Source organism: Novosphingobium aeonii, assembly GCF_052279045.1.
GTDB lineage: Bacteria > Pseudomonadota > Alphaproteobacteria > Sphingomonadales > Sphingomonadaceae > Novosphingobium.
This window is the reverse complement of sequence record NZ_CP176832.1, coordinates 74,033-97,416: the sequence shown is the minus strand read 5'-3', so window position 1 is coordinate 97,416 and position 23,384 is coordinate 74,033. Positions and strand designations below refer to the sequence as shown.

The following is a 23,384-nucleotide window of genomic DNA, read 5'->3' as shown; positions in this document are numbered from 1 at the left end:
TCATGAGCCCCGTTCATGACGGCATGCGATTTAGCGCAGTGCCGTTTGGCGCGCCTGTGCGTTATCGTGCCAGATGGACGGTCATGCGTCCCCATGGTGCGAAAAGGACGGGCAATGAGCGAAACGGCGCATTTCGAGGTATCCAGACGGGCGGTTCTGGCGGGCGGCGCGGCAAGCGTCGGAATTTCCGCCATTCCTTCCGTCGCGGAAGGAGCGGCACCCATGGCACAGCAGCCCCCGTCGATGGCAGTCACGTTCAAGGTCAACGGCAAGCCGCAGGCGCTCATGCTCGATACGCGCACCACGCTGCTCGATGCGCTTCGCGACCATATCGGCCTGATGGGCACCAAGAAGGGCTGCGACCACGGACAGTGCGGTGCCTGCACGGTGCTGGTGGGCGGCACGCGCATCAATTCCTGCCTGAGCCTGGCGGTCATGCACGAAGGCGACGAAGTCACCACGATCGAAGGGCTCGGCACGCCGGATGGCCTGCATCCGATGCAGGCGGCCTTCGTCAAGCACGACGGTTTCCAGTGCGGTTATTGCACGCCGGGACAGATCTGCTCTGCGGTGGCGGTGCTGGACGAGATCAGGGCGGGGGTTCCCAGCCATGTGCAGGCCGATGTCGGCAGCGCGCCGGAGATTACCGCGCTTGAAATGCGCGAACGCATGAGCGGCAATATCTGCCGCTGCGGCGCCTATTCCAACATCGCCGAGGCCATGGCCGAAGTGGCGGGCGTGCGGATCGCCGAAACCCACGGCGCGGAGGTCGAAGCATGAGGGCCTTCACTTATGAGCGGGCGCGGACGCCCGCCGCTGCCGCCGCTGCCGTCGCCGCGAACAAGGGCGCGAAGTTCATCGCGGGCGGCACCAACCTGCTCGACCTGATGAAGCTGGAGATCGAGACGCCGACCCATCTGGTCGACGTGCAGGACCTCGGGCTGGACCGAATCGAGGAGACGAAGGACGGCGGCCTGCGCATCGGCACGCTGGTCAGCAATACCGCGCTGGCATCGGACCGCAGGGTGCGCAAGGACTACGGCGTGCTGACGCGGGCCATCGTCGCGGGGGCATCGGGCCAGCTTCGCAACAAGGCGACCACCGGCGGCAACCTGCTCCAGCGCACGCGCTGCCCCTATTTCTACGATACCAACCAGGCCTGCAACAAGCGCCGGCCCGGCTCGGGCTGTGCCGCGATCGGCGGCGTCAACCGCCAGCTCGGTGTGATCGGCACGAGCGACGCCTGCATCGCCACGCATCCCAGCGACATGGCCGTGGCCCTGCGCGTGCTCGATGCCTCGGTGGAAACCGTCGATGCGGGCGGCAAGACGCGCAGCATTCCGGTGGCGGAATTCCACCGCCTGCCCGGCGATACCCCGCATGTGGAGAACGCGCTCCAGCCCGGCGAGCTGATTACCGCCGTGACCCTGCCCGCCCCGATCGGCGGCAGCCACTTCTACCACAAGGTTCGCGACCGTGCTTCCTATGCCTTCGCGCTCGTCTCGGTAGCGGCGGTGCTGAAAGCGGACGGCAGCGGCCGGGTCGCCTTCGGCGGCGTTGCGCCGAAGCCGTGGCGGGTGGAGGCTGCCGATGCGCAATTGCCTGCCGGTGCCGGCGCGGCGGCACGCGCGGCTTTCGCAGGCGCTCGCCCCACGCACGAGAACGCTTTCAAGATCACGCTGGCCGAGCGCACGCTGGCGGCTCTCATCGCGGAGAACAGGGCATGAAGTTCGAAACGCCCGCAGGCACCAATCCCATCGATGCGATGAAGGTGATCGGCAAGGCCGTCGACCGCGTGGACGGCAGGCTCAAGACCACCGGACAGGCGCCCTATGCCTATGAGCACCGGGAGGTGCCGGGCAAGCCCGCCTATGGCTTCGTGATCGGTGCCGGGATCGCCAAGGGCCGGATCGCCACGTTCAACGCGGACGATGCGCGGCGGATGCCGGGCGTTCTGGCCATCGTGTCGGCGGAGAACGCGCAGCCGCTGGGCAAGGGCAGCATGAACACCGCCAAGCTGCTGGGCGGGCCCAATATCGATCATTACCACCAGGCCCTTGCCGTGGTGGTGGCGGAAAGCTTCGAACAGGCGCGCTCTGCCGCCAATGCGGTGCGGATCACGTATGAGCGCGCGGCGGGACGCTTCGATCTCGCCAAGGAGAAGCCGGGCGCCCAGCCGCTGACCGGCAACGATGCCGATACCCACACCGGAGACTTCGCGGGTGCTTTCGCCGCGGCTCCCGTGCAGATCGACCAGACCTACACCACGCCCGATCACAACCACGCGATGATGGAGCCGTTTGCCACGATCGCCTGGTGGGAAGGCGATGCGCTCACGCTCTGGACCTCGAACCAGATGATCGCCTGGAACAAGCGGGAACTGGCGGCGACGTTCAAGATGCCGCCGGAGAAGGTGCGCGTGATGTCTCCCTATGTCGGCGGCGGCTTTGGCGGAAAGCTGTTCCTGCGCGCCGATGCGGTGATGGCCGCGCTGGGCGCCAAGGCTTGCGGAAGGCCGGTTAAGATCGCCTTGCCGCGCCCGTTCATGGTCAACAATGCCACGCACCGTCCGGCGACGATCCAGCGTATCCGCCTCGGCGCGACGAAGGACGGCAAGCTGACCGCCATCGGCCACGAAAGCTGGTCCGGCGATCTGCCCGGCGGCGGGCCGGAAGGGGCGACGCAGCAGACCAAGCTGCTCTACGCCGGTGCGAACCGCCTCACCGCCCTGCGGCTGGCCGAACTCGACCTGCCCGAAGGCAACGCCATGCGCGCGCCGGGCGAGGCGCCGGGGCTCATGGCGCTGGAGATCGCGGTGGACGAGATGGCCGAGAAACTGGGCATGGACCCGGTGAAGTTCCGCGTGCTCAACGATACGCAGGTCGATCCCGAGCATCCCGAGCGGCCGTTCTCGCAGCGCAACCTGGTGCGCTGCCTCGAGGACGGCGCGCGGCGTTTCGGCTGGGACCGGCGCAGCGCCAGACCGGCGCAAGTGCGTGACGGGCGCTGGCTCGTCGGGCTCGGCGTGGCGGCGGCGTTCCGCAACAACATCAACATGACTTCGGCGGCACGCGTGCGCCTGTCGGGTGACGGCATGGTCACGGTGGAGACCGACATGACCGACATCGGCACCGGCTCCTACACCATCATCGCCCAGACCGCGGCGGAGATGATGGGGCTGCCGGTGGAGAAAGTGCGCGTGAAGCTGGGCGATTCCTCGTTCCCGGCCTCGGCGGGCTCGGGCGGGCAATGGGGCGCCAACAGCGCGACTTCGGGGGTCTACGCGGCCTGCGCGAAGCTGCGCGAGATGGCGGCGCAGCAACTCGGCATGGACCCGCAGGCGGCCGAATTCGCCGATGGCGAGATTCGCGCGGGCAACCGTTCGGCACGGCTGGCCGATGCCGCGAAATCGGGCGAACTCGTTGCCGAAGAGACGATGCAGTGGGGGGATCTCGCCAAGAAGTTCCAGCAATCGACCTTCGGCGCGCACTTCGTGGAAGCGGCAGTGGATTCCTATACCGGCGAAGTCCGCGTGCGGCGAATGCTGGCGGTCTGCGCGGCCGGGCGCATCCTCAACCCCAAGACCGCGCGCAGCCAGGTGATCGGCGCGATGACCATGGGCGTGGGCGGCGCGTTGATGGAGGAACTGGCGGTGGACAAGCGTTTCGGCTTCTTCGTCAACCACGACCTTGCCGGATACGAAGTGCCGGTCCACGCCGACATTCCGCATCAGGAAGTGGTGTTCCTGGACGAGGCGGACGACAAGGTCTCGCCGATGAAGGCCAAGGGCGTGGGCGAACTCGGGCTTTGCGGCGTGGGGGCGGCAGTGGCCAACGCGGTCTACAACGCGACGGGCGTCCGCATTCGCGACTATCCGATCACGCTGGACAAGCATCTCGCGAAGCTGCCGGCGATTGCCTAGCCGAAAAGTGCCGCGATCAGTTCCGGCGCCGACGGGAAATAGAAGTGCATGTAGCTCGCGGTGAGCGAGCCCTGCCGGAATATCCGCTCGCCCTTGCGCCCGTCCGGCGTGCGGGCGAGCGCTGCGGGTTCAAGGCCGGTTTCCAGCATGGAGTAATGGAACGTGTGGCCGCGGACTGCGTGGCCGCCGAGTTCGGCTTCCTGCATGCCCAGTGCGGCAAGCCGGGGCTGCATCCTGGCCTGCGCAGGCAGCAGGCCCAGCATCGGCGCACTCGTGCCTGATGCGTCCTCCAGCCGTTCGCAGGCGTAGAGCATGCCGCCGCACTCGGCGAGGATCGGGCGTTCGGCCAGGAAATGCTCCCGTATGGCCCCGATCATCGTCCGGTTCGCGGTGAGCGCACAGAGGTGAAGTTCGGGATAGCCGCCGGGCAGCCAGAGCGCGTCGCATTCCGGCAGCGCCGTGTCGCGCAGGGGCGAGAAGAATGACAGCCGGGCGCCCGCGCTTTCGAGAAAGGCGAGGTTGGCCGGGTAGATGAACCCGAACGCCTCGTCCCGGGCCACGGCGATGCGCCGGCCCGCCAGCGAGGGCGGCGGAGCGGCGCAGCGGGGCGCGGCCGGAAAGGACACCGGTTCCGGCAGCCACAGGGCGCTTTCGGGCAGGAGATCGGCGGCGCGGTCTATCCGCGCTTCGATATCGGGGACTTCACCGGCCTGTACCAGTCCGAGATGACGTTCGGGCAGGCCGGCACCCTCGTCGCGTCGCATCGCGCCGAGCCATTGCACGCCTTCCTTCAGGCCGCGTTCCAGCAGTTCGGCATGGCGTTCGCTGCCCACGCGGTTGGCGAGCACGGCGGCGAGGGTCACATCCTCGCGGTAAGTCGCCAGACCGTGGACGAGCGCGCCGAAAGTCTGCGCCATGGAGGAACCATCCATCACCGCCATCACCGGAAGGCCGAAATGCCGGGCGAGGTCGGCGGAGGACGGGGTGCCGTCGAACAGGCCCATCACCCCTTCGACAAGGATCAGGTCGGCCTCCAGCGCCGCTTCGTGCAGCAGCGCGCGGCACTGGTCTTCGCCGCACATGAACAGGTCCAGCTGGTGGACGGGCGCGCCGCTGGCGATCTCGTGGACCATCGGGTCGAGGAAGTCCGGCCCGCACTTGAACACCCGCACCCGGCGCCCGGCACGGACATGGCGGCGGGCGAGGGCGGCGGTCACCAGCGTCTTGCCCTGTCCCGAGGACGGCGCGGCGACGAGCAGGGCGGGGCAGGCGGTCATCGGGCAGCCACCGCGCGGAGGCACGGATATCGCCCGGACGGAAAGGCTCGGCAGTGGTGCATGATGGTTCGGTTCCCCCCTTCCGGCGGCCGGACCTATGGCACTTCGCAAGGCTGCGCAAGCAGCGCGCTCTTGCACGCCAGACCGCCACCCGATAGGGCCGCCGCTGCGACAGGTTCCCCGCGAGGGGATCAAAAGGGAACGCGGGTTCAAGACCCGGGCTGCCCCTGCAACTGTAAGCGGAGAGCCGTGCGGCCATTTCGCCATTGGGGGTGCAAATCCCTGAGAAGGCGGCCGAAACGGCATTGACCCGTGAGCCAGGAGACCTGCCTGCCGCAGTCGTTCTTCGACCGGACAGGGTGAGCCGGGCGAACGGGGCTATCCTCGCGCAACGACAGCCACTGCCGTGCCGGCTCCCGGCGCGAAAGGGCCTGTCGTCGCCTGCCGAACGACTGCCGCCTTTCGCGTGAGTGCCGACCCGGCCGGGTTCGACGCTCGCTTGAAGGACATGCCGTGAACTGCCGAATACCCGCCGCCAGCACCCTTGCTCTTGCGCTGGCCTGTCACCCTCTCGCGGCGCTGGCCGAGGAGGCCGATGCCGCGTCCTCCGGCGAGCGCATCGTCGTTACCGCGCTGCGCACGCCGGTTGCGGCCGACCGCGTGGCCGATACTGTCACCGTGCTGGACGAGGCGCAGATCGTCGCCGCCCAGCCCATCGCGCTGACCGACGCGCTGCTGCGCACGCCCGGCATCAGCCTGTCGCGCAACGGTGGCTACGGCACCACCACCTCGCTGCGCATTCGCGGCGCCGATGCCGGGCAGACCGTCATGGTGATCGACGGGATGCGCCTGTCCGATGCCTCCTCGACGGCGGGGGGATACGGTTTCGCCAACCTGTTCGTCGACGATATCGACCGCATCGAGATATTGCGCGGCCCGCAGTCCATCCTGTGGGGCAGCGATGCCATCGGCGGGGTCGTCAATGTCAGCACTCGCCGTCCCACCGAGCCGCTGGAAGGCAGCTTCGCGCTGGAGGCCGGAACCCACGATACCGTTTCGGCCCGCGCCGGGATGGGAGGCACCTCCGAGGCGATCGACTGGCGGATTTCGGCCTCCCGCTTCACCACCGACGGCATCTCGGCCCGCTCCAACGGCACCGAGGACGATGGCTACCGGCGCAGTTCCGCAAGCGGCACCATGACCTTCCGCCTTGCGCCGGGCGTCTCGCTGGACCTGCGCGGCTACTGGTCGGATTCGAAGAACGATTTCGACGGCACCTCGGGCGATTCACGGGCCTATGGCCGGACCGGGGAATGGTCGGGCTATGCCGGGCTCAATTTCGAACTGGCGGGCGGCAGGCTGGCCAACCGCGTCGCCGTGCTCCAGACCGAGACCGACCGCGAGAACTACGACCCCGCGCGGACGATCCGCCCCATCACCTTCGACGCCCATGGCCGCGTGCGCCGCTTCGAGTACCAGGGCACTTACGCGTTCGCGGACGAGGTGCAGGTCGTGTTCGGCGCCGAGCGCGAGGAGCAGCGGATGACCACCGCCTCGCCCTCCAACAGCACGGCGGCCTATGTTCTCACCCCCACCACGGCGGATACGGACAGCGTCTACGGCGAACTGCGCCTGACACCGCTGGCCGGGCTGACGCTCAACGGGGGCGCGCGCTACGATCACCAGTCGCGCTTCGGCGGCAGCACGGTGTTCAGCGCGGGCGCGGTCTATACGCCCAACGCCGGCGCCACGGTGCTGCGCGCCAGCTATGACGAGGGTTTCAAGGCGCCCTCGCTCTATCAGCTGTTCAGCCTCTATGGCGCGGCGGATCTCAGGCCCGAGAAGGCCAGGGGCTGGGAAGTGGGCGCGGAACAGGGTTTCGGCGAAGTGCTGCGCCTTTCCGCGACTTGGTTCGAGCGGGACACCGACAACCTGATCGATTTCGCCTATTGCCCGACCAGCGGCGCCCTGCCGGACGTGTGCTACGTTCCCGGCACCACGACATCGCGCTTCGGCTATTACGCCAACGTCAAGGCGAGCCACGCGCGCGGGCTGGAACTGGCGGCTTCGGCCAGATGGGGAATCCTCTTCGCCCAGGGCAACTACAGCTTGATAGAGGCGGAGGACCGTACAGCGGGCAGCAGCACTTACGGCCGCCAGCTCCAGCGCGTGCCCCGGCACCTCGCCAATGCCGAGGCCGGCGTGGACCTGCCGCAGGGCCTGCGCGCCAGCGTGGCCGCGCGCTATTCGGGCGAGAGCTACAACGCCGCCACCGGCACCGCCATGCTCGGCGACTACTGGCTGGTGGACCTGCGCGCGCAGTGGCAGGTCAGGGAAGGCCTGATTCTTCAAGGACGTATCGAAAACGTGGGCAACGAGAATTATGAGACCGTGAGCGGCTACGGCACGCTCGGCCGCACCTTGTACCTCGGGCTGAGGAGCCGGTTCTGATGCTGCGCCCCGTCGAACCCGGTCCCGCCGTGCTGGTGTGCAGCACATGCCGCCACTCCGCCGAGACACGCGATGACGAAAACGGCCAGCGCGGCGGTGCGCTGCTGGCCGAGGCCATGCGCGACGTGCAGGCGGCGGAGCCCGACCTGCAGGGCGTTGCCGTCCACGAGATGCCCTGCCTCTTCGCCTGCCAGCGCCATTGCACCGTGGCGATCCGGGCGCCGGGCAAGCTCGGCTATGTGCTGGGTGACTTCGCGCCGGACGAGCAGGCTGCCCGTGCGATCCTCGAATATGCCGTACGCCATGCCGCCAGCGAGGAAGGCCAGGTGCCTTATCGGGAGTGGCCGCAGGGCGTGAAGGGCCACTTCATCACCCGCACTCCGCCTGAAGGTTTCATCTGCTCATGATCCGTTTCGCCGATCCTGCCGCCTTCGCGGCGTCACTCGCCCGGCTTCCCGCGCCCGATGCGGCGGCTACCGAGGCCGCCCGCGCGCGCCAGTCGGAACTGACCAAGCCGCTGGGCTCGCTCGGCCGGCTGGAGGAGATCGCGGTGTTCATGGCCGGCTGGCAGGGCCGCGAACGTCCGCGCGCCGATCTGATCCGCGCCGTGATCTTCGCAGGCAACCACGGCGTCGCCGCACGCGGGGTGAGCGCCTATCCGCCCGAAGTGACGGTGCAGATGGTCGCCAACTTCCGAGCCGGAGGCGCGGCGATCAATGCGCTGACCGCGGCCTGCGGGGCCGAACTTGCTGTGGTTCCGCTCGATCTTGACCGACCGACCGGCGACATCACCTGCCTGCCCGCCATGAGCGAGGCGGATTGCCTGGCCGCGCTCAACGCCGGTGCGGCTGCGGTAGCGGCGGATACCGAACTGCTGTTCGTGGGAGAGATGGGCATCGGCAACACCACGCCTGCCGCCGCGCTCGCCGCGCAGGTCTTCGGGGGCGAGGCGGCGGACTGGATCGGGCGAGGCACCGGGCTCGACGATGACGGGCTGGCGCGCAAGGCCGCGGCGGTGGCGGCCGCGCTTTCGCTGCACGGCCGGCATTGCGGCACCGCCTTCGAGACCTTGCGCCGTCTCGGCGGACGGGAGATCGCCGCCATGGCGGGCGCGGTGCTGGCGGCGCGGCACTTGCGGGTGCCGGTCCTGCTCGACGGGTTCATCACTTGCGCGGCGATGGCGCCGCTGCTCGCCGACAATGACGCGTTTCTGGCGCACTGCCTTGCCGCGCACTGTTCGGCCGAAGCGGGCCATGCCCGCCTGCTCGATCGTTTCGGCCTCGATCCTTTGCTTCAACTGGGCATGAGGCTGGGCGAAGGCTCGGGCGCGGCGGTGGCGGCGCAGATCGTGCGTTCGGCGCTCGCCGCGCACAATGGCATGGCAACTTTCGCCGAAGCGGCGGTTGCGGGCAAAAATGCGGGCAGGGACGCGGAAACGGCGCAGGCGTGAGCGGGATCCTCGTCCACCTGATGCGGCATGGGGCGCCGCAGGAGCCGGGCCTGCTGCTCGGCCACCGCGACGATGCGCCGACCCCGGCGGGCGTGGCGCGCTGCGTCACGCGTTCGGGCGGGCTGGCGTTCGATCGGGTGATCTCTTCGGACTTGCGCCGGTCCAGCATTCCTGCCGCGCAGATCGCGGTCAGCCGCCGCCTGCCGCACGAACGCGATCCGCGCTGGCGCGAGATCGATTTCGGTGAATGGGACGGCCTTGCCCCCCAGCAGCTCGATCCGGCGGTGCAGGCACGGTTCTGGGACGATCCGGAAGCCCATGCCCCGCCCGGCGGCGAGCGCTGGTCGCAGCTTTGTGCCCGCGTCGGCGAGGCGCTGACCGGGATCGACGGCGCCAGCCTGATCCTCACGCATGGCGGCGCCATGCGGGCGGCTCTTTCGGTGCTTTTCGGGTTCGACCATCGGCAGGTCTGGGCATTCGAACTGCCCTATGGCGCGCTCGTCAGCCTGCGCATCTGGCCGGGGGAGAACCTGCCCGCCGCGCAGATCATCACGCTCGACAGCGGCAAGCCGGCATGAGGGGGCTGGTCCTCGCGCTCCAGTTCCTGACCCGGCTGCCGCTTCCGGCGGTCCAGGCCGATGCCGGTGATTTCGCGCGGTCCATGCGCTGGTTCCCGGTGGCGGGGCTGGCGGTCGGCGCGGCGGTGGCGGCGGCGTGGCGGCTGGGCATGTACACCGGCGACACCTGGCTGGCGGCGCTGTTCGGCCTGGCCGGCTGGGCCGCGATAACCGGCGCGCTCCATCTCGACGGCCTTGGTGACGTTGCCGACGGCGCGGGCGCAGCGCACAAGGACCGGGCGCGCATTTCCGCCGTGATGGCGGACCCTCATGTCGGCAGCTTCGCGGTGGTCGCGGTGGTGCTCCAGCTGCTTGCCAAGCTGGTCCTGCTTCACGCGCTGGCGGCAGGGCACATGGCGGGGCAGATGACGGGGCAGGTGGGCGGAGCGGTGTGGGCGCTGGTGCTTGTCCCGCCGCTTGCGCGTATCGCACCGCTGGTGTGGACGCTCACGCTGCCGCCGCTGCACGAAGGGCTCGGCAGCCGGTTTCGCAGCGCCGTCGGCTGGGGCCATGTCATCGGCTGGAGCGTGGCGGCATTGGCCGCCGGGCTGCTGGTCGCGCCCGCACTGCTGGCGGTGTTCCTTGCGGTTCCGGCGTGGGGCTGGTGGCTGAAACGCCGGATCGGCGGCATTTCCGGGGACGGGCACGGGGCCGGGATCGAAGTGGTGGAAACCGCCTTGCTCCTCGCACTGGTGGTGGTGCGATGAGCGGCGCCTTCATGTTCCACGGCGGCCGGGTGAGCGAGGCCGCCAGACTCTACGGCGGCGCGCCGGAGGACTGGCTGGACCTTTCCACGGGCCTCAATCCATCGCCCTGGCCCGCGCAGGCGCCGGTAGACTGGACCGCCTTGCCCGATCCCGATGCGCTGGCCCGCCTCGAAGCTGCCGCCGCCCGCCATTTCGGCGTGGAGCCCGGCCTGTGCTGTGCGGTGCCGGGCAGCGAAACCGCGCTGCGCCTGCTCGGAAAGGCGCTGGCGCTGCCGGGCCGGGCGCTCGTTCCGGCCTATCGCACGCACAAGGAGGCGTTCTTCCCGTCGCGTCCGGCACACTTCGGCGAAGTGCCACGGGGGCAGGAGGTCTTCGTCATGGCCAATCCGAACAACCCTGACGGCGTGCTGCGCGCGCCCGAAGCGGTCATCGAATGGGCGAGGCACATCCACGAGGCGGGCGGATTCCTGATCGTGGACGAGGCTTTCGCGGATTGTCAGCCCGAGGCCAGCGTAGCCGGCGCGGTGGCACCCGGCTTCAGGATGATCGTGCTGCGCTCGTTCGGGAAGTTCTTCGGGCTTGCGGGATTGCGGCTCGGCTTCGTGCTCGGCCCGCCCGCGCTCATGATGCTGCTGCGCCAGATGCTGGGTAGCTGGCCGGTGCATTCGGCCGCGCTGGCGCTGGGCGAGGCGGCCTATGGCGACAGTGCGTGGATCGCCGAGACGCGGCGCCAGCTTCCGGTCCGCGCCGCGGCGCTCGATACGGTGCTGCGCCGTCACGGCCTTTCGCCCGAGGGTGACTGCCCGCTATTCCGGCTGGTGACGGGATGCGAGGGCAAGGCGCTGTTCGAGCGGCTTGCCCGTGCGCGCATTCTCGTGCGGCCTTTCGCGGAACATCCCGACTGGGTGCGGCTGGGCGTGCCCGCCGATCCCGCCGCGCTTGACCGGCTCGGGGAGGCGCTGGCGTGATCGAGCCGGTGGGCTTTGCGGCCATGGTGCTGGAAGGCGGGCTGGGCTGGCCGGGGCGGCTCTACGGCCTGATCGGCCATCCCGTGGGCCTTTTCGCAAGGGTCATCACCGGCTGCGAGCGGAAGCTGAACCGGGCGGACTGGTCCGACATGGCGCGCCGGATCGCAGGGCTTGCGGCGATGCTCGGCCTGATCGGCATGGTATGGGCGGGCACCGCGTTCATCGTCTGGATCGTGCGCGGCATGGCGGGGGACTGGGCCTGGCTGCTGCTGGCTATCCTCGCATGGCCGGCACTCGCGGCGCGCAGTCTCGACGATCACGTTCGCCCGGTTCTCTCCGCGCTGGAGGCAGGGGATCTGGCCGAGGCCCGCCATGCGGTCGGCATGATCGTCGGCCGTGATACCGCAGGGCTCGACGAGGCGGGCGTGGTTCGCGCCGCGATCGAGAGCCTTGCCGAGAGTTTCTGCGACGGTGTGGCCGCGCCGCTGTTCTGGCTGCTGCTGGGCGGTGTGCCGGGGGGCTGGGCTTACAAGGCGATCAACACGGCGGACAGCCTGATCGGCCATCCCGAGCCGCCGCTGCGTGCCTATGGCTGGGCGGCGGCCCGGATCGACGATGCGGCGAACCTGATTCCGGCGCGGCTGGCGGGGGTGCTGATCTGTCTCGCCGGTGGCGGCGGGTGGCGAGGCATGGCGCGCGATCACGGACGCCATGCCTCGCCCAATGCCGGGTGGCCGGAGGCGGCGATGGCGGGCGTGCTGGGTGTGCGGCTCGCCGGGCCGATCATCTACGACGGTGTGCTTGCGGCCAAGCCCTGGATCGGGGAGGAGGGCCGGGAAGCGGGCGCGCGCGATCTGCGCCGGGCGCTGGGCATTTATCGCAGGGCCTGCGCCTTGCTGGGAATTATCGCGTTGGGAGTGGCATGGCTGGCTTGATGTTGCAGGGAACCGGCTCGGACGTGGGCAAGTCGGTCATGGTGGCGGGGCTGTGCCGGGCGCTGGCCAACCGCGGGCTCAGGGTCCTGCCGTTCAAGCCGCAGAACATGTCCAACAATGCCGCCGTCACGCCGGAAGGCGGGGAGATCGGGCGGGCGCAGGCGCTTCAGGCCCTGGCCGCGCGGGCGCCGCTCCATGTCGACATGAACCCGGTCCTGCTGAAGCCGCAGGCGGACCGAACCTCGCAGCTGGTCGTCCACGGCGAGGTGCGCGGCACGCTTGGCAGCGCCAATTTCCGGGAGGCGCGGCGGACCCTGCTGCCCGAAGTCATGGCAAGCTATCGCCGGCTTGAGGCGCGCTGCGATCTCGTGGTGGTGGAAGGCGCGGGCTCTCCGGCGGAGATCAACCTGCGCGCCGGGGACATCGCCAACATGGGCTTCGCGCGTGAGGCCGGGGTGCCGGTGGTGCTGGTCGGCGATATCGACCGGGGCGGGGTGATCGCGGCCGTGGCAGGCACGCGGGCGGTGATCGAGCCTGACGATGCCGCACAGATCCGGGGCTTCCTCATCAACAAGTTTCGCGGCGATCCGGCGCTGTTCGCAGATGGTTACGCCGCTATCGAGCGTCTTTCCGGCTGGCGCGGCTACGGAGTCATGCCCTGGGCCGGCGCGGTCGGCCGGTTGCCGAGCGAGGACGCCGTAGTGCTCGAACGCGGGCTCGGCGGCGCTGGGGGCAAGCTGCTCGTCGCCTGCCCGATCCTGCCGCGTATCGCCAATTTCGATGACCTCGACCCGCTTCGGCAGGAGTCCGGCGTGGACGTGGCGATGATCCCGCCCGGCACGCCGATTCCGGCCGAAGCGGCGCTCATCGTGATTCCGGGCTCCAAGGCGACGATGGCGGACATGGCATTCCTGCGGGCCGAGGGCTGGGACATCGACGTGCTTGCCCATCACCGGCGCGGGGGCATGGTCCTGGGGATCTGCGGGGGCTACCAGATGTTGGGGCGCAGCATCGCCGATCCGCTCGGTATCGAGGGCGCGGCGGGCGAGATCGCCGGTCTGGGCCTGCTCGACGTGACGACCGTGCTCGGGGATCGCAAGGCCCTGCGCGAGGTTTCCGGCACCGCGCTGGGCAAGCCGCTGACCGGGTTTGAAATGCACCTGGGGGTGACTGAACGACACCGGGCCGAACCTTTCGCCATGCTGGGCGGCAACCGGGCCGACGGCGCTGTCGATGCAAGCGGAATGGTGATGGGAACGTACTGCCACGGCCTGCTCGCCTCCACCGATCTGCGCGCCGAACTGCTTGCGCGCCTCGGCGCGAAAAGCGACCGGCGCGATCATGGAGCCGGTGTCGATGCCGCGCTCGACGAACTGGCAGCCGGGATGGAGCGCCATCTCGATATCGACGGCCTGCTGGCCCTTACGGAGTATCGCGCATGACCAGTACATTCGTTCTCGGGGGCGCGCGGTCGGGCAAGAGCCGGCACGGGCAGGCCCTGGTCGAGGGGGTTCCCGGCCGCCTGGTCTACATCGCCACCGGGCAGGCGCTCGATGACGAGATGGAGGCGCGGATCGCCCGGCACCGCGAGGATCGCGGTCCGCGCTGGTCGACGCTGGAGGCGCCGATGGAACTTGTCGAGGCGATCGGGAAGGCGGCAGGGGAAGCCGACGCCGTGCTGGTCGATTGCCTGACGCTCTGGTTGTCGAACCTCATGCTGGCGGAAGCGGCATTGCAGCCGCGGTTCGATGCGCTGTGCCGGGCTATCGCCGACTGTCCCAAGCCGCTGGTGCTGGTGGCGAACGAGGTCGGGATGGGGATCGTCCCCGAGACCTCGCTGGGCCGGCGTTTTCGTGACGAGGCGGGGCGGCTCAACCAGCAGGTCGCGGCAACCGTGGATCATGCCGTCCTGGTCGCGGCGGGGCTGCCGCTGGTGCTGAAGTAGCCGGCAAGGAAAAAGCCGCCCCTTTCGGGGGCGGCTTTCCGGTTTTCAGGCAGGCTTTTTAGAAGTCCATCCAGTCATCGGCGGTGGCGAGCGCTTTCAGCGGCTTTCGCGAGGCCATCGTCTGGATCGGCGCGCTGGCCGGGATGTTGGCCGAGCTGCTGACAGGCACGGGGCGGAGCGCCGGGCGCAGGCCCTGCGGTTCGTTGCCGATGCGGAACATCGCGGCGCGGTCCGACAGCGAGGTGACCTCGCTGTTGAGGTTGCGCGCCGCCGCGGAGGTCTCCTCGACCATCGCGGCGTTCTGCTGGGTGGCCTGGTCCATCGTGCCGATCGTGGCGCTGATCTGGGTGATCGTCGAGGACTGGGCCTGGTTGTCGCTGGCGATGTTGCTCAGCAGCGAGTGCACTTCGGTGACATCGCCCGAGATGTTCTGCAGGGCACCGTCCACGCGCTGGACCGCTTCCACGGCGGTGCCGATGTCGGTCTGGGTCGCGGTGAGCTGTTCGCGGGCGCGCTTGGCTTCCTCTTCCGAGCGCATGGCGAGCGCCGAGACGAGATCGGCCACGACCGCGAAACCGCGACCGGCATCGCCTGCGCGGCCCGCTTCTACAGCGGCGTTCATGGCAAGGACGCGGGTCTGGAAGGCGATCTTGTCGAGCCCCTCGATTACCGAATCGATGCCCTTGGCGCTTTCGCTGACGCGGCCCATGGCCTGCACCGCCTCGTCGGCGATGTCGCGGCCGGAACCGACCACGGTCATCGCCCCGTCGGCGCGCTGCACGGTGCGTCCGGCGGCGGCGGCGGTGGCGCGCAGGCGCTCGTCCATCTGGGTGATCGCGGCCGAAGTCTCTTCGAGGCTGGCGGCGTTGCTCTCGGTGCGGCGGGCGAGATCTTCGGATGCCTGGGCGATCTCGCTCGAGCCGGTGCGGATGGCGACGGCGCTTTCGGCGACGGCGCCGATGAGGTCGCGCAGGGCACCGAGGGCGGAGTTGAAGTTGCTCTTGAGTTCGCCGTAAGCGGGGGGGAACTCGGCGGAGATGGTCTGGGTGAGGTCGCCCTCGCTGATCGCCTGGAGGCTGCCGCGCAGGGTGGAGGTGACGACTTCCTGTTCGCGGGCGGCCTTGGCGTCGATCTCGGCGCGGGCCTCGGCGGCGGCGCGGAACTGCTCGACGGCGCCGGCGATCTCGCCGATCTCGTCATGGCGCTCGCGATAGGGAACATCGGCGCGCCCGCCTTCCGCCAGCGTCGTGGTGACATCCGCGATACGGCTCATCGGCGCGGCGACGGTGCGGTTGATGAGCAGCCAGATGAACACGATCAGGCCCATGCCGACAATGGCAAGAGTGGCCGAAAGGTAGATCGCCACGTCCGCGGTGTGCGCGCCTGCCTCGGCGGCAATCTTGGACCGCTGGCGCGACTTCTCGATCAGGCCTTCGGTCTGGGCGATCATGTCGTGCGAGGCGACTTTGCCCTCGTTCTTGATGAGGCCCATCGCACCGTCGAAATCACCCTTGGTGCGCGTTTCGAAGATATGGTCGTTGATCTTGTTGAGCGCCACGGCGCGTTCGCGCATCTGGTCGACGTCGGCCTTGAAATCGTCTCCGGCCACTTCGGCATAAGCGTTCACCGAGCCGATCAGCTTGTCCTCGCCTTCCTTGAGGCGGTCGCGCAGCTTGGCGGCGTCCTCGGCGGAATTGGCGTTGTAGTAGCTGTAGACGACGATCCGCAGTTCCTTCACGTCGCTGATGAGATCGGCGAGGCGGGACATGCCTGCAAGACCGCGCTCGACATGCTGCTGCGCGATGGAATTGAGTTCACGGGTTGCGAAGAACCCGTTGATGCCGACCACGGCAATGATGATGTTGATGATCGAAAAGGCCGCCCACAACTTCTTGGGCAACCGCCAATTGTTCAGAAAATCAAGCATTTGTATTCCAGTTCCTGCTTGGGGGGTCGGTCCCGCCATGGGCGCGCCATTATCATTATAGTTCGGCGGGTGAATCGCTGGTCCCGGATTCCCGGAAAACTGCGGGTTCCGGGCTATCTCCAGGGTCCGCCTGGCTGCCTGTCCATGGTGTTTGCCGATCTCAGGAATTCTGGCTCCTGCGCTTTCGACCTCACCCCGGTTCATGCTCCCCGAAACGACAGAAGGCCGGGATGGTGAACCATCCCGGCCTTCCTGACGATTGGCCTCCCGGCGAACCGGGAGACCATCGATCCTCCGATTAACGGAAGAGCGACAGGATCGTCTGCGGCGCCTGGTTGGCGATCGACAGAGCCTGCACGCCCAGCTGCTGCTGGACCTGAAGGGCCTGAAGGGTCGCCGATTCCTTGGCGAGGTCGGCGTCGACGAGGTTGCCCACGCCGGTCGTGACCACGTCGGTCAGCTTGCTGTTGAAGGTCTGCTGACCTTCGAGCTGGCGCGAAGCTGCACCCAGATCGCTCAGGCTGTCCTTAACTTCGTCGAAGAAAGTGTCGAGCTTGGTCGAAAGGGCGGTGGCTGCGGCAGCGCCGGTTGCCGAGTCGGCATCGTTCAGGGCAGTGATGTCGGTGTCGGTACCGGACGCACCGAAGGCCGTGTCGGCCTTGGTGGTGAAGCCCTGGTTCGCAACCGTCAGGGTAGCTGCACCCGAAGCGATCGACTGGAGAGCGCTGACGTTGCCGTCGGTGGCTGCGGCAGTGCCCTTCAGCAGGTTGGTGCCGTTGAAGTCCGAACCGTCGATGATCGTGCCGATCTGGTTCTTCAGCGAAACCAGGTCCTTCGAGATCGCGGTACGGCTTTCGACGTCGAGACCAGTGTCCGAAGCCTCGAGGGTCTTCGACTTCATCTCGTTGAGCAGGTCGGAGATCTGCTCTGCACCGGCAACCGCAACGTCCGTGACGCTCTTGGCGTTGTTGAGCGAGGAGGTAACCGCGCTCAGCTTGCCGAGGTCGCCGCGAAGGGTCTGGGCCACGGTGTACTTCGCCGAGTCATCCTTGGTCGAAGCAACGTTCAGGCCGGTGTTGATGCGGCTCTGCGTGGTTTCCATGCCGCGGTTGGTCGAGTTGAGGCTCTGCAGAGCCGCCATTGCGCCAGCATTGGTGTTAACCGAAAACGCCATTGTATCATTTCCTTCTAGAATTACAGGCCGGTTCTGCGGCCAGACGGCAGATCACGCTGCCATGCGTGCAGCAGGAAATCTTCCGGCTGCGATTTCATTCTAGGAAGTTCGAAAACAACTGCGGACGATGTGCCGAAAATATTTTCGGAGTTTACAGTGAATATAGGGTCGGTTTGAAAGCGTTATTGCAGATGTGCGAAAACCCCTCCGGCCAACGCCGGAGAGGCCATGTATTTTCGCAATGGACTGCGCTCAGAACGGGAAGAGCGCGTCGTAGATCTGTTGGCCCCAGCGTGCCTGCTGTGCATCGGTAAGCTGGCCGCGTCCGCCGTAGCTGATGCGGGCCTCGGCGATCTGGGAGTGCTTGATCGAATTGTCGCGCGCGATGTCCTCGGGCCGGATCACGCCGGTGACGACGAGTTCGCGCAGTTCGTAATTGACGCGCACTTCCTGCTTGCCGCGAATCTGGAGATTGCCGTTGGGCAGCACGCCGACGACGGTGGCGGCGACCGTCATGTTGATCTGTTCGCTCCGGGTGGTGTTGCCGATGCCGGTGGCGCTGGACTTCGAGTCCGTGCTGACGAGGTTCCCCGGATCGGGGCTGCCGGGCAGGATCTTGGGAATCTGGCTTTCGAGCCCCAGCAGCGCGGCAATCCCGCCGGTCTCGCTGCCGTTGCGGGTGCGGGTGGTCGAATTGGCGACCTGGGCGTTGTCCGCGATGTTGATGCGGATCGTCACGATGTCACCCACGCGGGAGGCGCGCTGGTCGCGGAAGAAGGCGCCGCCACCGGTGCGGAACAACGAGGCGCCGCGCGCCGCGTCCGCCTGCGGGGCATCGCCGCCCGCCAGCGCCCGGTCATCGACGGAGTGATTGCCGAGCGAGGGCTGGAGGCGCGGGGCGACCGGGCTTTCCGCTTCCGACATCTTCGGCGCCTTGCCGACGTTCTTGAGCCGTCCGATCGAACCGCAGCCTGACAGCAGGCTGGCGGCGAGCAGCGCGGAAACGAACGGCGTGAAACGCGATTTCATGAGCTTGCCTCCTTGGGCGCGGGGTTGGGTGCCGCTGCGCCGCTTATTGGACCGACATGCGGACATCGCCGCTGCCTTCGGCCACGGCATCCAGCGTGCGGTTGGTGGCGAGGTTGAGCACGCGCACCTGTTCGCCCTTGGCGCCGTCGCTGAGCGCGCGGCCCGCCGAGGTGATCTTGAGGCCGCCGGAAATGAGCGAGATCGTCACCGCCTCGCCGCGCCGCACGAGGTGCGGGGCGGTGAGATCGGTGGCGCGCACGGGCGCACCGGCGTTGAGACGGCGCACCGCTTCCTGCCCCGCCGCTTCGGCCGGGCTCAGCGCGTTGCGGGCCACCGCCGGCAGTACCGGCGCGGTGACGAAGTCCGCCTTCGAGAGCACTTCGCCGCGCTCTACGGTGCGGGCGAGAACCGGCGCGGGTTCGCCGGCCGGAAGCGCCGGGGCACTGGCCAGCGCGGGGGCGAGGAGGAGAGCGGTGAGCATGGTCTCAGCTTATCTGCGTGGAGGTCTGGAGCATCTCGTCGGCGGTCTTGAGCACGCGGCTGTTCATCTCGTAGGCGCGCTGCGCGGTGATCAGCGAGGTGATTTCCGAGACCGGGTTGACGTTCGAGGCTTCGACGAAGCCCTGGCTCAGGGTACCGAAAGCGGGCTGGCCCGGCGTCGAGACGGTCGGCTGGCCAGAAGCGCTGGTTTCGAGGTAGAGGTTGGAGCCGATGGCTTCGAGGCCGGCCTCGTTGATGAAGGTCGCCAGTTCGAGCTGGCCCACGGTCTGCAGTTCGGTCTGCCCGGCGATCTTCACCTGCACTTCGCCCGACTTGGAGACGGTGACGCCCAGCGCACCCTGCGGGATCGTGATATCGGGCTGGACGCGGTAGCCGTCGGTGGTGACGAGTTCGCCCTGGTCCGAAAGCTGGAACGAGCCGGCGCGGGTATAGGACAGGTCGCCCGAGGGCATCATGACCTGGAAGTAGCCCGGGCCGTCGATCGCCAGGTCGTAGCTGTTGCCGGTGTTGGTGAGGGCACCCTGCTCGGTGATGCGGTACACGCCGCCGGTCTTCACGCCGGCGCCGATCTGGATGCCCGAGGGAACCCGCGTGCCGTCGGCGCTGGTCGCCGCGCCGGGGCGCGAGACCTGCTGGTAGAGCAGGTCCTGGAATTCCGCGCGCTGGCGCTTGAACGCGGTGGTGTTCATGTTGGCGATGTTGTTCGAGATGACATCGACGTTGGTCTGCTGCGCGAGCATGCCGGTCGAAGCGATGGAGAGCGAACGCATGATGGCTCCTTCGTGAAAATGAGGTGGGACTGTGCGGGGGTCAGCTTACGCGGCTGAGCCGGTCGATCGCGCGCTTGCGCATGTCGTTGAGGTCGGCGGAGAGGCGCTGGCTGGTCTGGTACGAGCGGAGGATCTCAACCATGTTGGTGGTCTCCTTGATCGGCTCGACGTTGGATGCCTCGACCCCGCCGGTCTTGAGCTTGGTCTGCGCGGCGGCGAGGAAGCGGCCGCCGGTGCCGGTAAGCATCCCGTCGCCGCGCGGTTCCAGCATGTTCTCGTCGGCGAAGCTGGTGACGGCGAGACGGCCGACCTGGGCGCCCGCGGCCATGACCGAACCGTCCTCGGTGATCGACACCTGGTTCATCTGGTCGGCCGGGATGGTGATCGGCTGGCCGTTCTGGTCCAGCAGGCGCTGGCCGCCGGAACTGGCCAGTTCACCGGTGCTCAGGATCTTCACGAAGCCTGCCCGCGTATAGGCGACGCCGCCTTCGGGCGTTTCCACGTTGAGGTAGCCCGGCCCGTCGATCATCACGTCGAGCGGGTTGCCGGTAGACTGGAACGCGCCTTGCGCGGTGTCGTGCACGGCGCCGAAGTCGAGCACGAAAGAAGTCTTGCGCGCATCCTGGACGGGCGCATCCTTCACGGTCTCGACATATTCGTGGAACAGCGCCTGCTCACGCTTGTAGCCCACGGTATTGGTGTTCGCCATGTTGTTGGCGGTGATGTCGAGCTGCCGGCGCAAGGCCTGCTCGTGGCTCAGCAGAACGAAGGAGGATACGTCCATTCCAGCACCTTGCGAAAAAGTTCTCGATATTCGGCGCTAGGCAGATTTTGCCGCGCGGCTTTCCTATAATAGAGGCGAAATCGCGAAAGCGGATGCGCGGACACCATTTCGGTGAGGGGGCGCATCCCGACAGCCAAGGGGATGAAAGTGTCCAGCGACGACGTGATCGACGTGACGCCGGTCGATGTGCCGGAGCCCAGGAAGCCCGGGCGGAAAATGCTGGTGATCGGCGGAGCCGCGGTCCTGGCCCTGCTGGCCGGTGGCGGCGGGGCCTGGTGGTTCATGCGCGGCGGCGACGACGGCGCCGAACATGAGGCCGCCGCAGAGGCGCCGGCGGGTGAAGGCGGTGCTTCATCCTATATCGAAGTGCCGCCGATGATCGTGAACCTGCGCGGCGGAGACAGCCAGGCGCGCTTCCTCAAGCTGCGCTTCATCATCGTCGCCGCCGAGGGCAAGGCCGACAAGGTCAAGGAAAAGCTGCCGGTCGTGCTCGATGCGCTGCAACCGTTCCTGCGCGAACTGCGGCCTGACGATCTCAACGGTTCCGCCGCGGTGTTCCGCATCAAGGAAGAGATGATGACGCGTTCGACCCAGGCGCTTGGCGCCGGCATGGTCAAGGACGTGCTGATCCAGGACCTCGTTCAGCAATGATGGACGATTTCGACGACTTCATCCTGCCCGATCCGCCCAAGATGGGCGCGATCAACGACGATACTTTCGATCAGGCCGGCATCGACGCCCTGTTCGGGTTCGACGGTGACGCGCCGGTCCAGCCCAAGAGCGGGCTGAAGGCGGTGATCGAATCCAACGTCATCAGCCATGAACGGCTGCCGATGCTGGAAGTGGTCTGCGAACGCATGGTGCGCGCTTTCGCCACCAGCATGCGCAACCTCACCTCGGATGCGATCGACGTCAGCCTGGAGGAAATCACCTCCACCCGCTTCGGCGAGTTCATGAACCACGTGCCGCTGCCCGCCATGTTCGGCGTGTTCCAGGTGACGGAGTGGGAGAACTACGGCGTCGTCACGGTCGATTCCGGCCTGATCTACGCGGTCGTCGATGCCCTGCTGGGCGGGCGCAAGGGTACGCGCCCGATGCGGGTGGAAGGCCGCGCCTTCACCACCATCGAGACCATGCTGGTCTCGAAGATGGTGCAGCTCGCGCTTGACGACCTGTCGCAGGCGTTCGAGGCGATCGAGCAGGTGAACATGGTGGTCGAGCGCATGGAATCGAGCCCGCGCTTCGCCGCCATCGCCGGACCCAGCAACATTGCCGCTGTCGCCACTTTCCGTGTCGACATGGAAGGGCGCGGGGGCAAGTTCTCGGTCCTGCTGCCCTATGCCACGATCGAGCCGGTCCGCAACAAGCTGCTCCAGCGCTTCATGGGCGAAAAACTCGGCCGCGATCGCATGTGGGCCACGCATATGGCCAGCGAGCTCTATAATACCGAAGTCACCGTCGATGTCGTGCTGGGCGAAAAGCTGATGAGCCTGCGCGACGTGATGAACCTCAAGGTGGGGCAGACGATCGCCCTCAGCCACAGCCCGAACGACGCGCTCCAGGTCCATTGCGGCGGCGTGCCGCTGGGCCGCGCTCACATCGGCCAGCGTTCGAGCAATATCGCCATCCGCATGGCCACCGACATTTCCAAGGGGTATCCGAAATGACCTTCACCACCGTGATCAACGTCGCGCTGATCCTGCTCTGCGTCTCCGTGCTGGTGCAGAGCGCCCGCATGAGCCGCCGCCTGCGGATCATGCGCGATACCCAGCTTGCCGACAGCGTGACCCAGATCGACCGTGCGACCAACCAGGCCCGCATCGTGCTGGGCGATCTCAAGCGCGTGCTGGCGACCGACGGCAAGGCCCAGGCCAGCGCCATCGCCGCCGCCGAGGAAATTCGCGACGAACTCTCGCTGATGGTGGGTATCGGCAATGCCGTGGCCGACCGTATCATGGATGCCGCCGCGCAGACCCCCAGGGTCGAGGAAAAGGCGCCGAAGAAGCGTGCGCCCGCCAAGCCGCGCACGGCCGCCAAGACCGCCGCCAAGCCGGCCAGCCGCGCCAAGGCCGCCGGTCGCACCGTCAAGACCGATGCCGAGAAGGTCGTTGCCGGCATCCTCGAGGCCGAGAAGATCGCGGCGCCCGCTCCGGCCCGCACGCGTTCGCGCCGCAAGGTCGCAGCGGCCGCCAACGATGCGGTTCGCGGCGACACCACCGGCGTGGTCCGCGACATCGCCACGGCGCGCGCTTCGCGTGAAAGCGCGGTTGCATGACGCTTTCCGCCCGGCTTGGAGGCGCGCTGTCGCCTCTTCGCTCGCTCACCCAGCCATCGCGGCTGATCTTCGCGGTCGCCGGGGCGGCGGCGGTGGCCAATGCCATCGCCCTTGCCGCGCCGCCGGCCGATGCGGGGAAGGGCGATTCCGGGCGTCTCGGCGCCTCGCTTCAGGACGCGACCTCGCAGCGCGACCGCGTGCTGGCGGCCGAACGCCGCAAGCTCGAAATGCGGGAGCAGGCGGTCAAGGCGGGCGAGACGCGCCTTGCCGGCCAGATGCAGCAGAACCAGGCCGCGCAGGCCGGGCAGCAACCCGCCGGGCGTAACGGCGCGGCCGAGCCCGATGTGCCTTACGACAATCTGGCGCGCATCTACCAGACGATGAAGCCCCAGCGCGCCGCGCCGATCCTCGAGAAGCTGGACATCGAGGTCCAGACGCAGGTGGCAAAGCGCATGCGCGAACGCGCCACCGCGCAGATCATGGCTTACATGACCCCCAGCGCGGCCGTGGAGCTTTCCATGGCGATGGCGGGGCGCAAGGTCATCAAGGCACCGGCCGCCGCCGCCGCGCCGATGCGCGGAAAGCCGCGTCCGCAGGCGCTTGCTTCGGGCGGGAAGCCGCAAGGGGCGGGACCAGCCGCACAGTAGGACGG

Annotated in this window: 23 protein-coding genes and 1 riboswitch; of the genes, 16 read left to right on the top strand and 7 right to left on the bottom strand. The window is 68.0% G+C overall.

The features are described 5' to 3' along the window. The first annotated feature begins 114 nt into the window (after positions 1 to 114). The 3 genes from paoA to paoC are packed head-to-tail and all read left to right on the top strand — an operon-like array spanning position 115 to position 3,922. Positions 115 to 780, top strand: coding sequence for an aldehyde dehydrogenase iron-sulfur subunit PaoA (gene paoA / locus ACLIMP_RS00515; protein WP_324696833.1), 666 nt, complete (start codon positions 115 to 117; stop codon positions 778 to 780). Continuing rightward, on the top strand, positions 777 to 1,727 hold the full coding sequence (locus ACLIMP_RS00510) for an FAD binding domain-containing protein (RefSeq protein ID WP_324696831.1): 951 nt from the start codon (positions 777 to 779) through the stop codon (positions 1,725 to 1,727). Before paoA ends, ACLIMP_RS00510 begins: the two co-directional genes overlap by 4 nt. Then, positions 1,724 to 3,922 (top strand): aldehyde oxidoreductase molybdenum-binding subunit PaoC, encoded by a 2,199-nt coding sequence (gene paoC, locus ACLIMP_RS00505; RefSeq protein WP_324696829.1) that lies wholly within the window; start codon positions 1,724 to 1,726, stop codon positions 3,920 to 3,922. Before ACLIMP_RS00510 ends, paoC begins: the two co-directional genes overlap by 4 nt. Here paoC and ACLIMP_RS00500 read toward each other — a convergent pair. Next, positions 3,919 to 5,223, bottom strand: coding sequence for a cobyrinic acid a,c-diamide synthase CobB (locus tag ACLIMP_RS00500; RefSeq protein WP_443477984.1), 1,305 nt, complete (start codon positions 5,221 to 5,223; stop codon positions 3,919 to 3,921). The two genes, paoC and ACLIMP_RS00500, sit on opposite strands and share 4 nt — an antisense overlap. 132 nt (positions 5,224 to 5,355) lie before the next feature. Continuing rightward, a riboswitch (cobalamin riboswitch) is annotated at positions 5,356 to 5,547 on the top strand. Positions 5,548 to 5,712: 165 nt separating this feature from the next. Between ACLIMP_RS00500 and ACLIMP_RS00495 the strand changes: the two genes are divergently transcribed. From ACLIMP_RS00495 to cobU, 9 genes are read left to right on the top strand one after another with little or no spacing between them, the layout of a single operon-like run. Continuing rightward, complete coding sequence (locus ACLIMP_RS00495; protein WP_324696825.1) at positions 5,713 to 7,650, top strand: TonB-dependent receptor plug domain-containing protein; 1,938 nt, start codon at positions 5,713 to 5,715, stop codon at positions 7,648 to 7,650. Continuing rightward, a complete protein-coding gene (locus tag ACLIMP_RS00490) occupies positions 7,650 to 8,057 on the top strand; it encodes a DUF1636 domain-containing protein (protein ID WP_324696823.1) in 408 nt (135 codons plus the stop codon). Before ACLIMP_RS00495 ends, ACLIMP_RS00490 begins: the two co-directional genes overlap by 1 nt. Next, a complete protein-coding gene (gene cobT, locus ACLIMP_RS00485; protein ID WP_324696820.1) occupies positions 8,054 to 9,100 on the top strand; it encodes a nicotinate-nucleotide--dimethylbenzimidazole phosphoribosyltransferase in 1,047 nt (348 codons plus the stop codon). The genes ACLIMP_RS00490 and cobT overlap by 4 nt, the downstream gene beginning before the upstream one ends. Continuing rightward, positions 9,097 to 9,678, top strand: coding sequence for a histidine phosphatase family protein (locus ACLIMP_RS00480; RefSeq protein ID WP_324696818.1), 582 nt, complete (start codon positions 9,097 to 9,099; stop codon positions 9,676 to 9,678). Before cobT ends, ACLIMP_RS00480 begins: the two co-directional genes overlap by 4 nt. Further along, the gene (locus ACLIMP_RS00475; protein WP_324696816.1) at positions 9,675 to 10,424 is read left to right on the top strand and encodes an adenosylcobinamide-GDP ribazoletransferase; all 750 of its coding nucleotides are present in this window, start codon (positions 9,675 to 9,677) and stop codon (positions 10,422 to 10,424) included. The genes ACLIMP_RS00480 and ACLIMP_RS00475 overlap by 4 nt, the downstream gene beginning before the upstream one ends. After that, positions 10,421 to 11,392: a threonine-phosphate decarboxylase gene (locus tag ACLIMP_RS00470; RefSeq protein ID WP_324696814.1), complete on the top strand. Its 972-nt coding sequence runs from the start codon at positions 10,421 to 10,423 to the stop codon at positions 11,390 to 11,392. Before ACLIMP_RS00475 ends, ACLIMP_RS00470 begins: the two co-directional genes overlap by 4 nt. After that, positions 11,389 to 12,327: an adenosylcobinamide-phosphate synthase CbiB gene (gene cbiB / locus ACLIMP_RS00465; RefSeq protein WP_324696812.1), complete on the top strand. Its 939-nt coding sequence runs from the start codon at positions 11,389 to 11,391 to the stop codon at positions 12,325 to 12,327. Before ACLIMP_RS00470 ends, cbiB begins: the two co-directional genes overlap by 4 nt. Then, positions 12,315 to 13,769, top strand: a complete 1,455-nt coding sequence (locus tag ACLIMP_RS00460) for a cobyric acid synthase (RefSeq protein WP_324696810.1) — start codon at positions 12,315 to 12,317, stop codon at positions 13,767 to 13,769. The genes cbiB and ACLIMP_RS00460 overlap by 13 nt, the downstream gene beginning before the upstream one ends. After that, positions 13,766 to 14,272, top strand: a complete 507-nt coding sequence (gene cobU, locus ACLIMP_RS00455; RefSeq protein ID WP_324696808.1) for a bifunctional adenosylcobinamide kinase/adenosylcobinamide-phosphate guanylyltransferase — start codon at positions 13,766 to 13,768, stop codon at positions 14,270 to 14,272. Before ACLIMP_RS00460 ends, cobU begins: the two co-directional genes overlap by 4 nt. A 58-nt stretch (positions 14,273 to 14,330) precedes the next feature. Here cobU and ACLIMP_RS00450 read toward each other — a convergent pair whose 3' ends face one another. From ACLIMP_RS00450 to ACLIMP_RS00425, 6 genes are all read right to left on the bottom strand, one after another. Then, complete coding sequence (locus ACLIMP_RS00450; RefSeq protein ID WP_324696805.1) at positions 14,331 to 16,199, bottom strand: methyl-accepting chemotaxis protein; 1,869 nt, start codon at positions 16,197 to 16,199, stop codon at positions 14,331 to 14,333. A 298-nt stretch (positions 16,200 to 16,497) separates the two neighbouring features. Then, the gene (locus ACLIMP_RS00445) at positions 16,498 to 17,373 is read right to left on the bottom strand and encodes a flagellin (RefSeq protein ID WP_054437935.1); all 876 of its coding nucleotides are present in this window, start codon (positions 17,371 to 17,373) and stop codon (positions 16,498 to 16,500) included. 252 nt (positions 17,374 to 17,625) lie between these two features. Beyond that, the gene (gene flgH, locus ACLIMP_RS00440; protein ID WP_054437934.1) at positions 17,626 to 18,402 is read right to left on the bottom strand and encodes a flagellar basal body L-ring protein FlgH; all 777 of its coding nucleotides are present in this window, start codon (positions 18,400 to 18,402) and stop codon (positions 17,626 to 17,628) included. Positions 18,403 to 18,445: 43 nt separating this feature from the next. Continuing rightward, positions 18,446 to 18,883: a flagellar basal body P-ring formation chaperone FlgA gene (gene flgA, locus ACLIMP_RS00435; protein ID WP_054437932.1), complete on the bottom strand. Its 438-nt coding sequence runs from the start codon at positions 18,881 to 18,883 to the stop codon at positions 18,446 to 18,448. Positions 18,884 to 18,887: 4 nt separating this feature from the next. Further along, complete coding sequence (gene flgG, locus ACLIMP_RS00430; RefSeq protein ID WP_054437930.1) at positions 18,888 to 19,673, bottom strand: flagellar basal-body rod protein FlgG; 786 nt, start codon at positions 19,671 to 19,673, stop codon at positions 18,888 to 18,890. 40 nt (positions 19,674 to 19,713) lie between these two features. Continuing rightward, positions 19,714 to 20,457, bottom strand: coding sequence for a flagellar hook-basal body complex protein (locus tag ACLIMP_RS00425; protein ID WP_054437928.1), 744 nt, complete (start codon positions 20,455 to 20,457; stop codon positions 19,714 to 19,716). Between the two features lie 147 nt (positions 20,458 to 20,604). Here ACLIMP_RS00425 and ACLIMP_RS00420 point away from each other — a divergent pair, with 147 nt between their 5' ends. The 4 genes from ACLIMP_RS00420 to ACLIMP_RS00405 are packed head-to-tail and all read left to right on the top strand — an operon-like array spanning position 20,605 to position 23,379. Beyond that, entirely contained in the window at positions 20,605 to 21,108 is a 504-nt protein-coding gene (locus ACLIMP_RS00420) for a flagellar basal body-associated FliL family protein (RefSeq protein ID WP_054438003.1), read from the top strand. Continuing rightward, positions 21,105 to 22,124, top strand: coding sequence for a flagellar motor switch protein FliM (gene fliM, locus ACLIMP_RS00415; RefSeq protein WP_054437926.1), 1,020 nt, complete (start codon positions 21,105 to 21,107; stop codon positions 22,122 to 22,124). The genes ACLIMP_RS00420 and fliM overlap by 4 nt, the downstream gene beginning before the upstream one ends. Further along, positions 22,121 to 22,732: a DUF6468 domain-containing protein gene (locus ACLIMP_RS00410; RefSeq protein WP_054437923.1), complete on the top strand. Its 612-nt coding sequence runs from the start codon at positions 22,121 to 22,123 to the stop codon at positions 22,730 to 22,732. Before fliM ends, ACLIMP_RS00410 begins: the two co-directional genes overlap by 4 nt. Beyond that, positions 22,729 to 23,379 carry a MotE family protein gene (locus ACLIMP_RS00405; RefSeq protein ID WP_292637052.1) on the top strand — a complete coding sequence of 217 codons (651 nt, stop codon included), beginning with the start codon at positions 22,729 to 22,731 and terminating at the stop codon, positions 23,377 to 23,379. The genes ACLIMP_RS00410 and ACLIMP_RS00405 overlap by 4 nt, the downstream gene beginning before the upstream one ends. Positions 23,380 to 23,384 lie beyond the last annotated feature (5 nt).

Excerpts from the sequence above, each read along its gene's own strand:
- paoA (WP_324696833.1), top strand. The coding sequence starts at position 115 with ATGAGCGAAACGGCGCATTTCGAGGTATCCAGACGGGCGGTTCTGGCG.
- ACLIMP_RS00510 (WP_324696831.1), top strand. The coding sequence starts at position 777 with ATGAGGGCCTTCACTTATGAGCGGGCGCGGACGCCCGCCGCTGCCGCC.
- paoC (WP_324696829.1), top strand. The coding sequence starts at position 1,724 with ATGAAGTTCGAAACGCCCGCAGGCACCAATCCCATCGATGCGATGAAG.
- ACLIMP_RS00490 (WP_324696823.1), top strand. The coding sequence starts at position 7,650 with ATGCTGCGCCCCGTCGAACCCGGTCCCGCCGTGCTGGTGTGCAGCACA.
- cobT (WP_324696820.1), top strand. The coding sequence starts at position 8,054 with ATGATCCGTTTCGCCGATCCTGCCGCCTTCGCGGCGTCACTCGCCCGG.
- ACLIMP_RS00475 (WP_324696816.1), top strand. The coding sequence starts at position 9,675 with ATGAGGGGGCTGGTCCTCGCGCTCCAGTTCCTGACCCGGCTGCCGCTT.
- ACLIMP_RS00470 (WP_324696814.1), top strand. The coding sequence starts at position 10,421 with ATGAGCGGCGCCTTCATGTTCCACGGCGGCCGGGTGAGCGAGGCCGCC.
- ACLIMP_RS00460 (WP_324696810.1), top strand. The coding sequence starts at position 12,315 with ATGGCTGGCTTGATGTTGCAGGGAACCGGCTCGGACGTGGGCAAGTCG.
- cobU (WP_324696808.1), top strand. The coding sequence starts at position 13,766 with ATGACCAGTACATTCGTTCTCGGGGGCGCGCGGTCGGGCAAGAGCCGG.
- ACLIMP_RS00450 (WP_324696805.1), bottom strand. The coding sequence starts at position 16,199 with ATGCTTGATTTTCTGAACAATTGGCGGTTGCCCAAGAAGTTGTGGGCG.
- ACLIMP_RS00445 (WP_054437935.1), bottom strand. The coding sequence starts at position 17,373 with ATGGCGTTTTCGGTTAACACCAATGCTGGCGCAATGGCGGCTCTGCAG.
- flgH (WP_054437934.1), bottom strand. The coding sequence starts at position 18,402 with ATGAAATCGCGTTTCACGCCGTTCGTTTCCGCGCTGCTCGCCGCCAGC.
- flgA (WP_054437932.1), bottom strand. The coding sequence starts at position 18,883 with ATGCTCACCGCTCTCCTCCTCGCCCCCGCGCTGGCCAGTGCCCCGGCG.
- flgG (WP_054437930.1), bottom strand. The coding sequence starts at position 19,673 with ATGCGTTCGCTCTCCATCGCTTCGACCGGCATGCTCGCGCAGCAGACC.
- ACLIMP_RS00425 (WP_054437928.1), bottom strand. The coding sequence starts at position 20,457 with ATGGACGTATCCTCCTTCGTTCTGCTGAGCCACGAGCAGGCCTTGCGC.
- fliM (WP_054437926.1), top strand. The coding sequence starts at position 21,105 with ATGATGGACGATTTCGACGACTTCATCCTGCCCGATCCGCCCAAGATG.
- ACLIMP_RS00410 (WP_054437923.1), top strand. The coding sequence starts at position 22,121 with ATGACCTTCACCACCGTGATCAACGTCGCGCTGATCCTGCTCTGCGTC.
- ACLIMP_RS00405 (WP_292637052.1), top strand. The coding sequence starts at position 22,729 with ATGACGCTTTCCGCCCGGCTTGGAGGCGCGCTGTCGCCTCTTCGCTCG.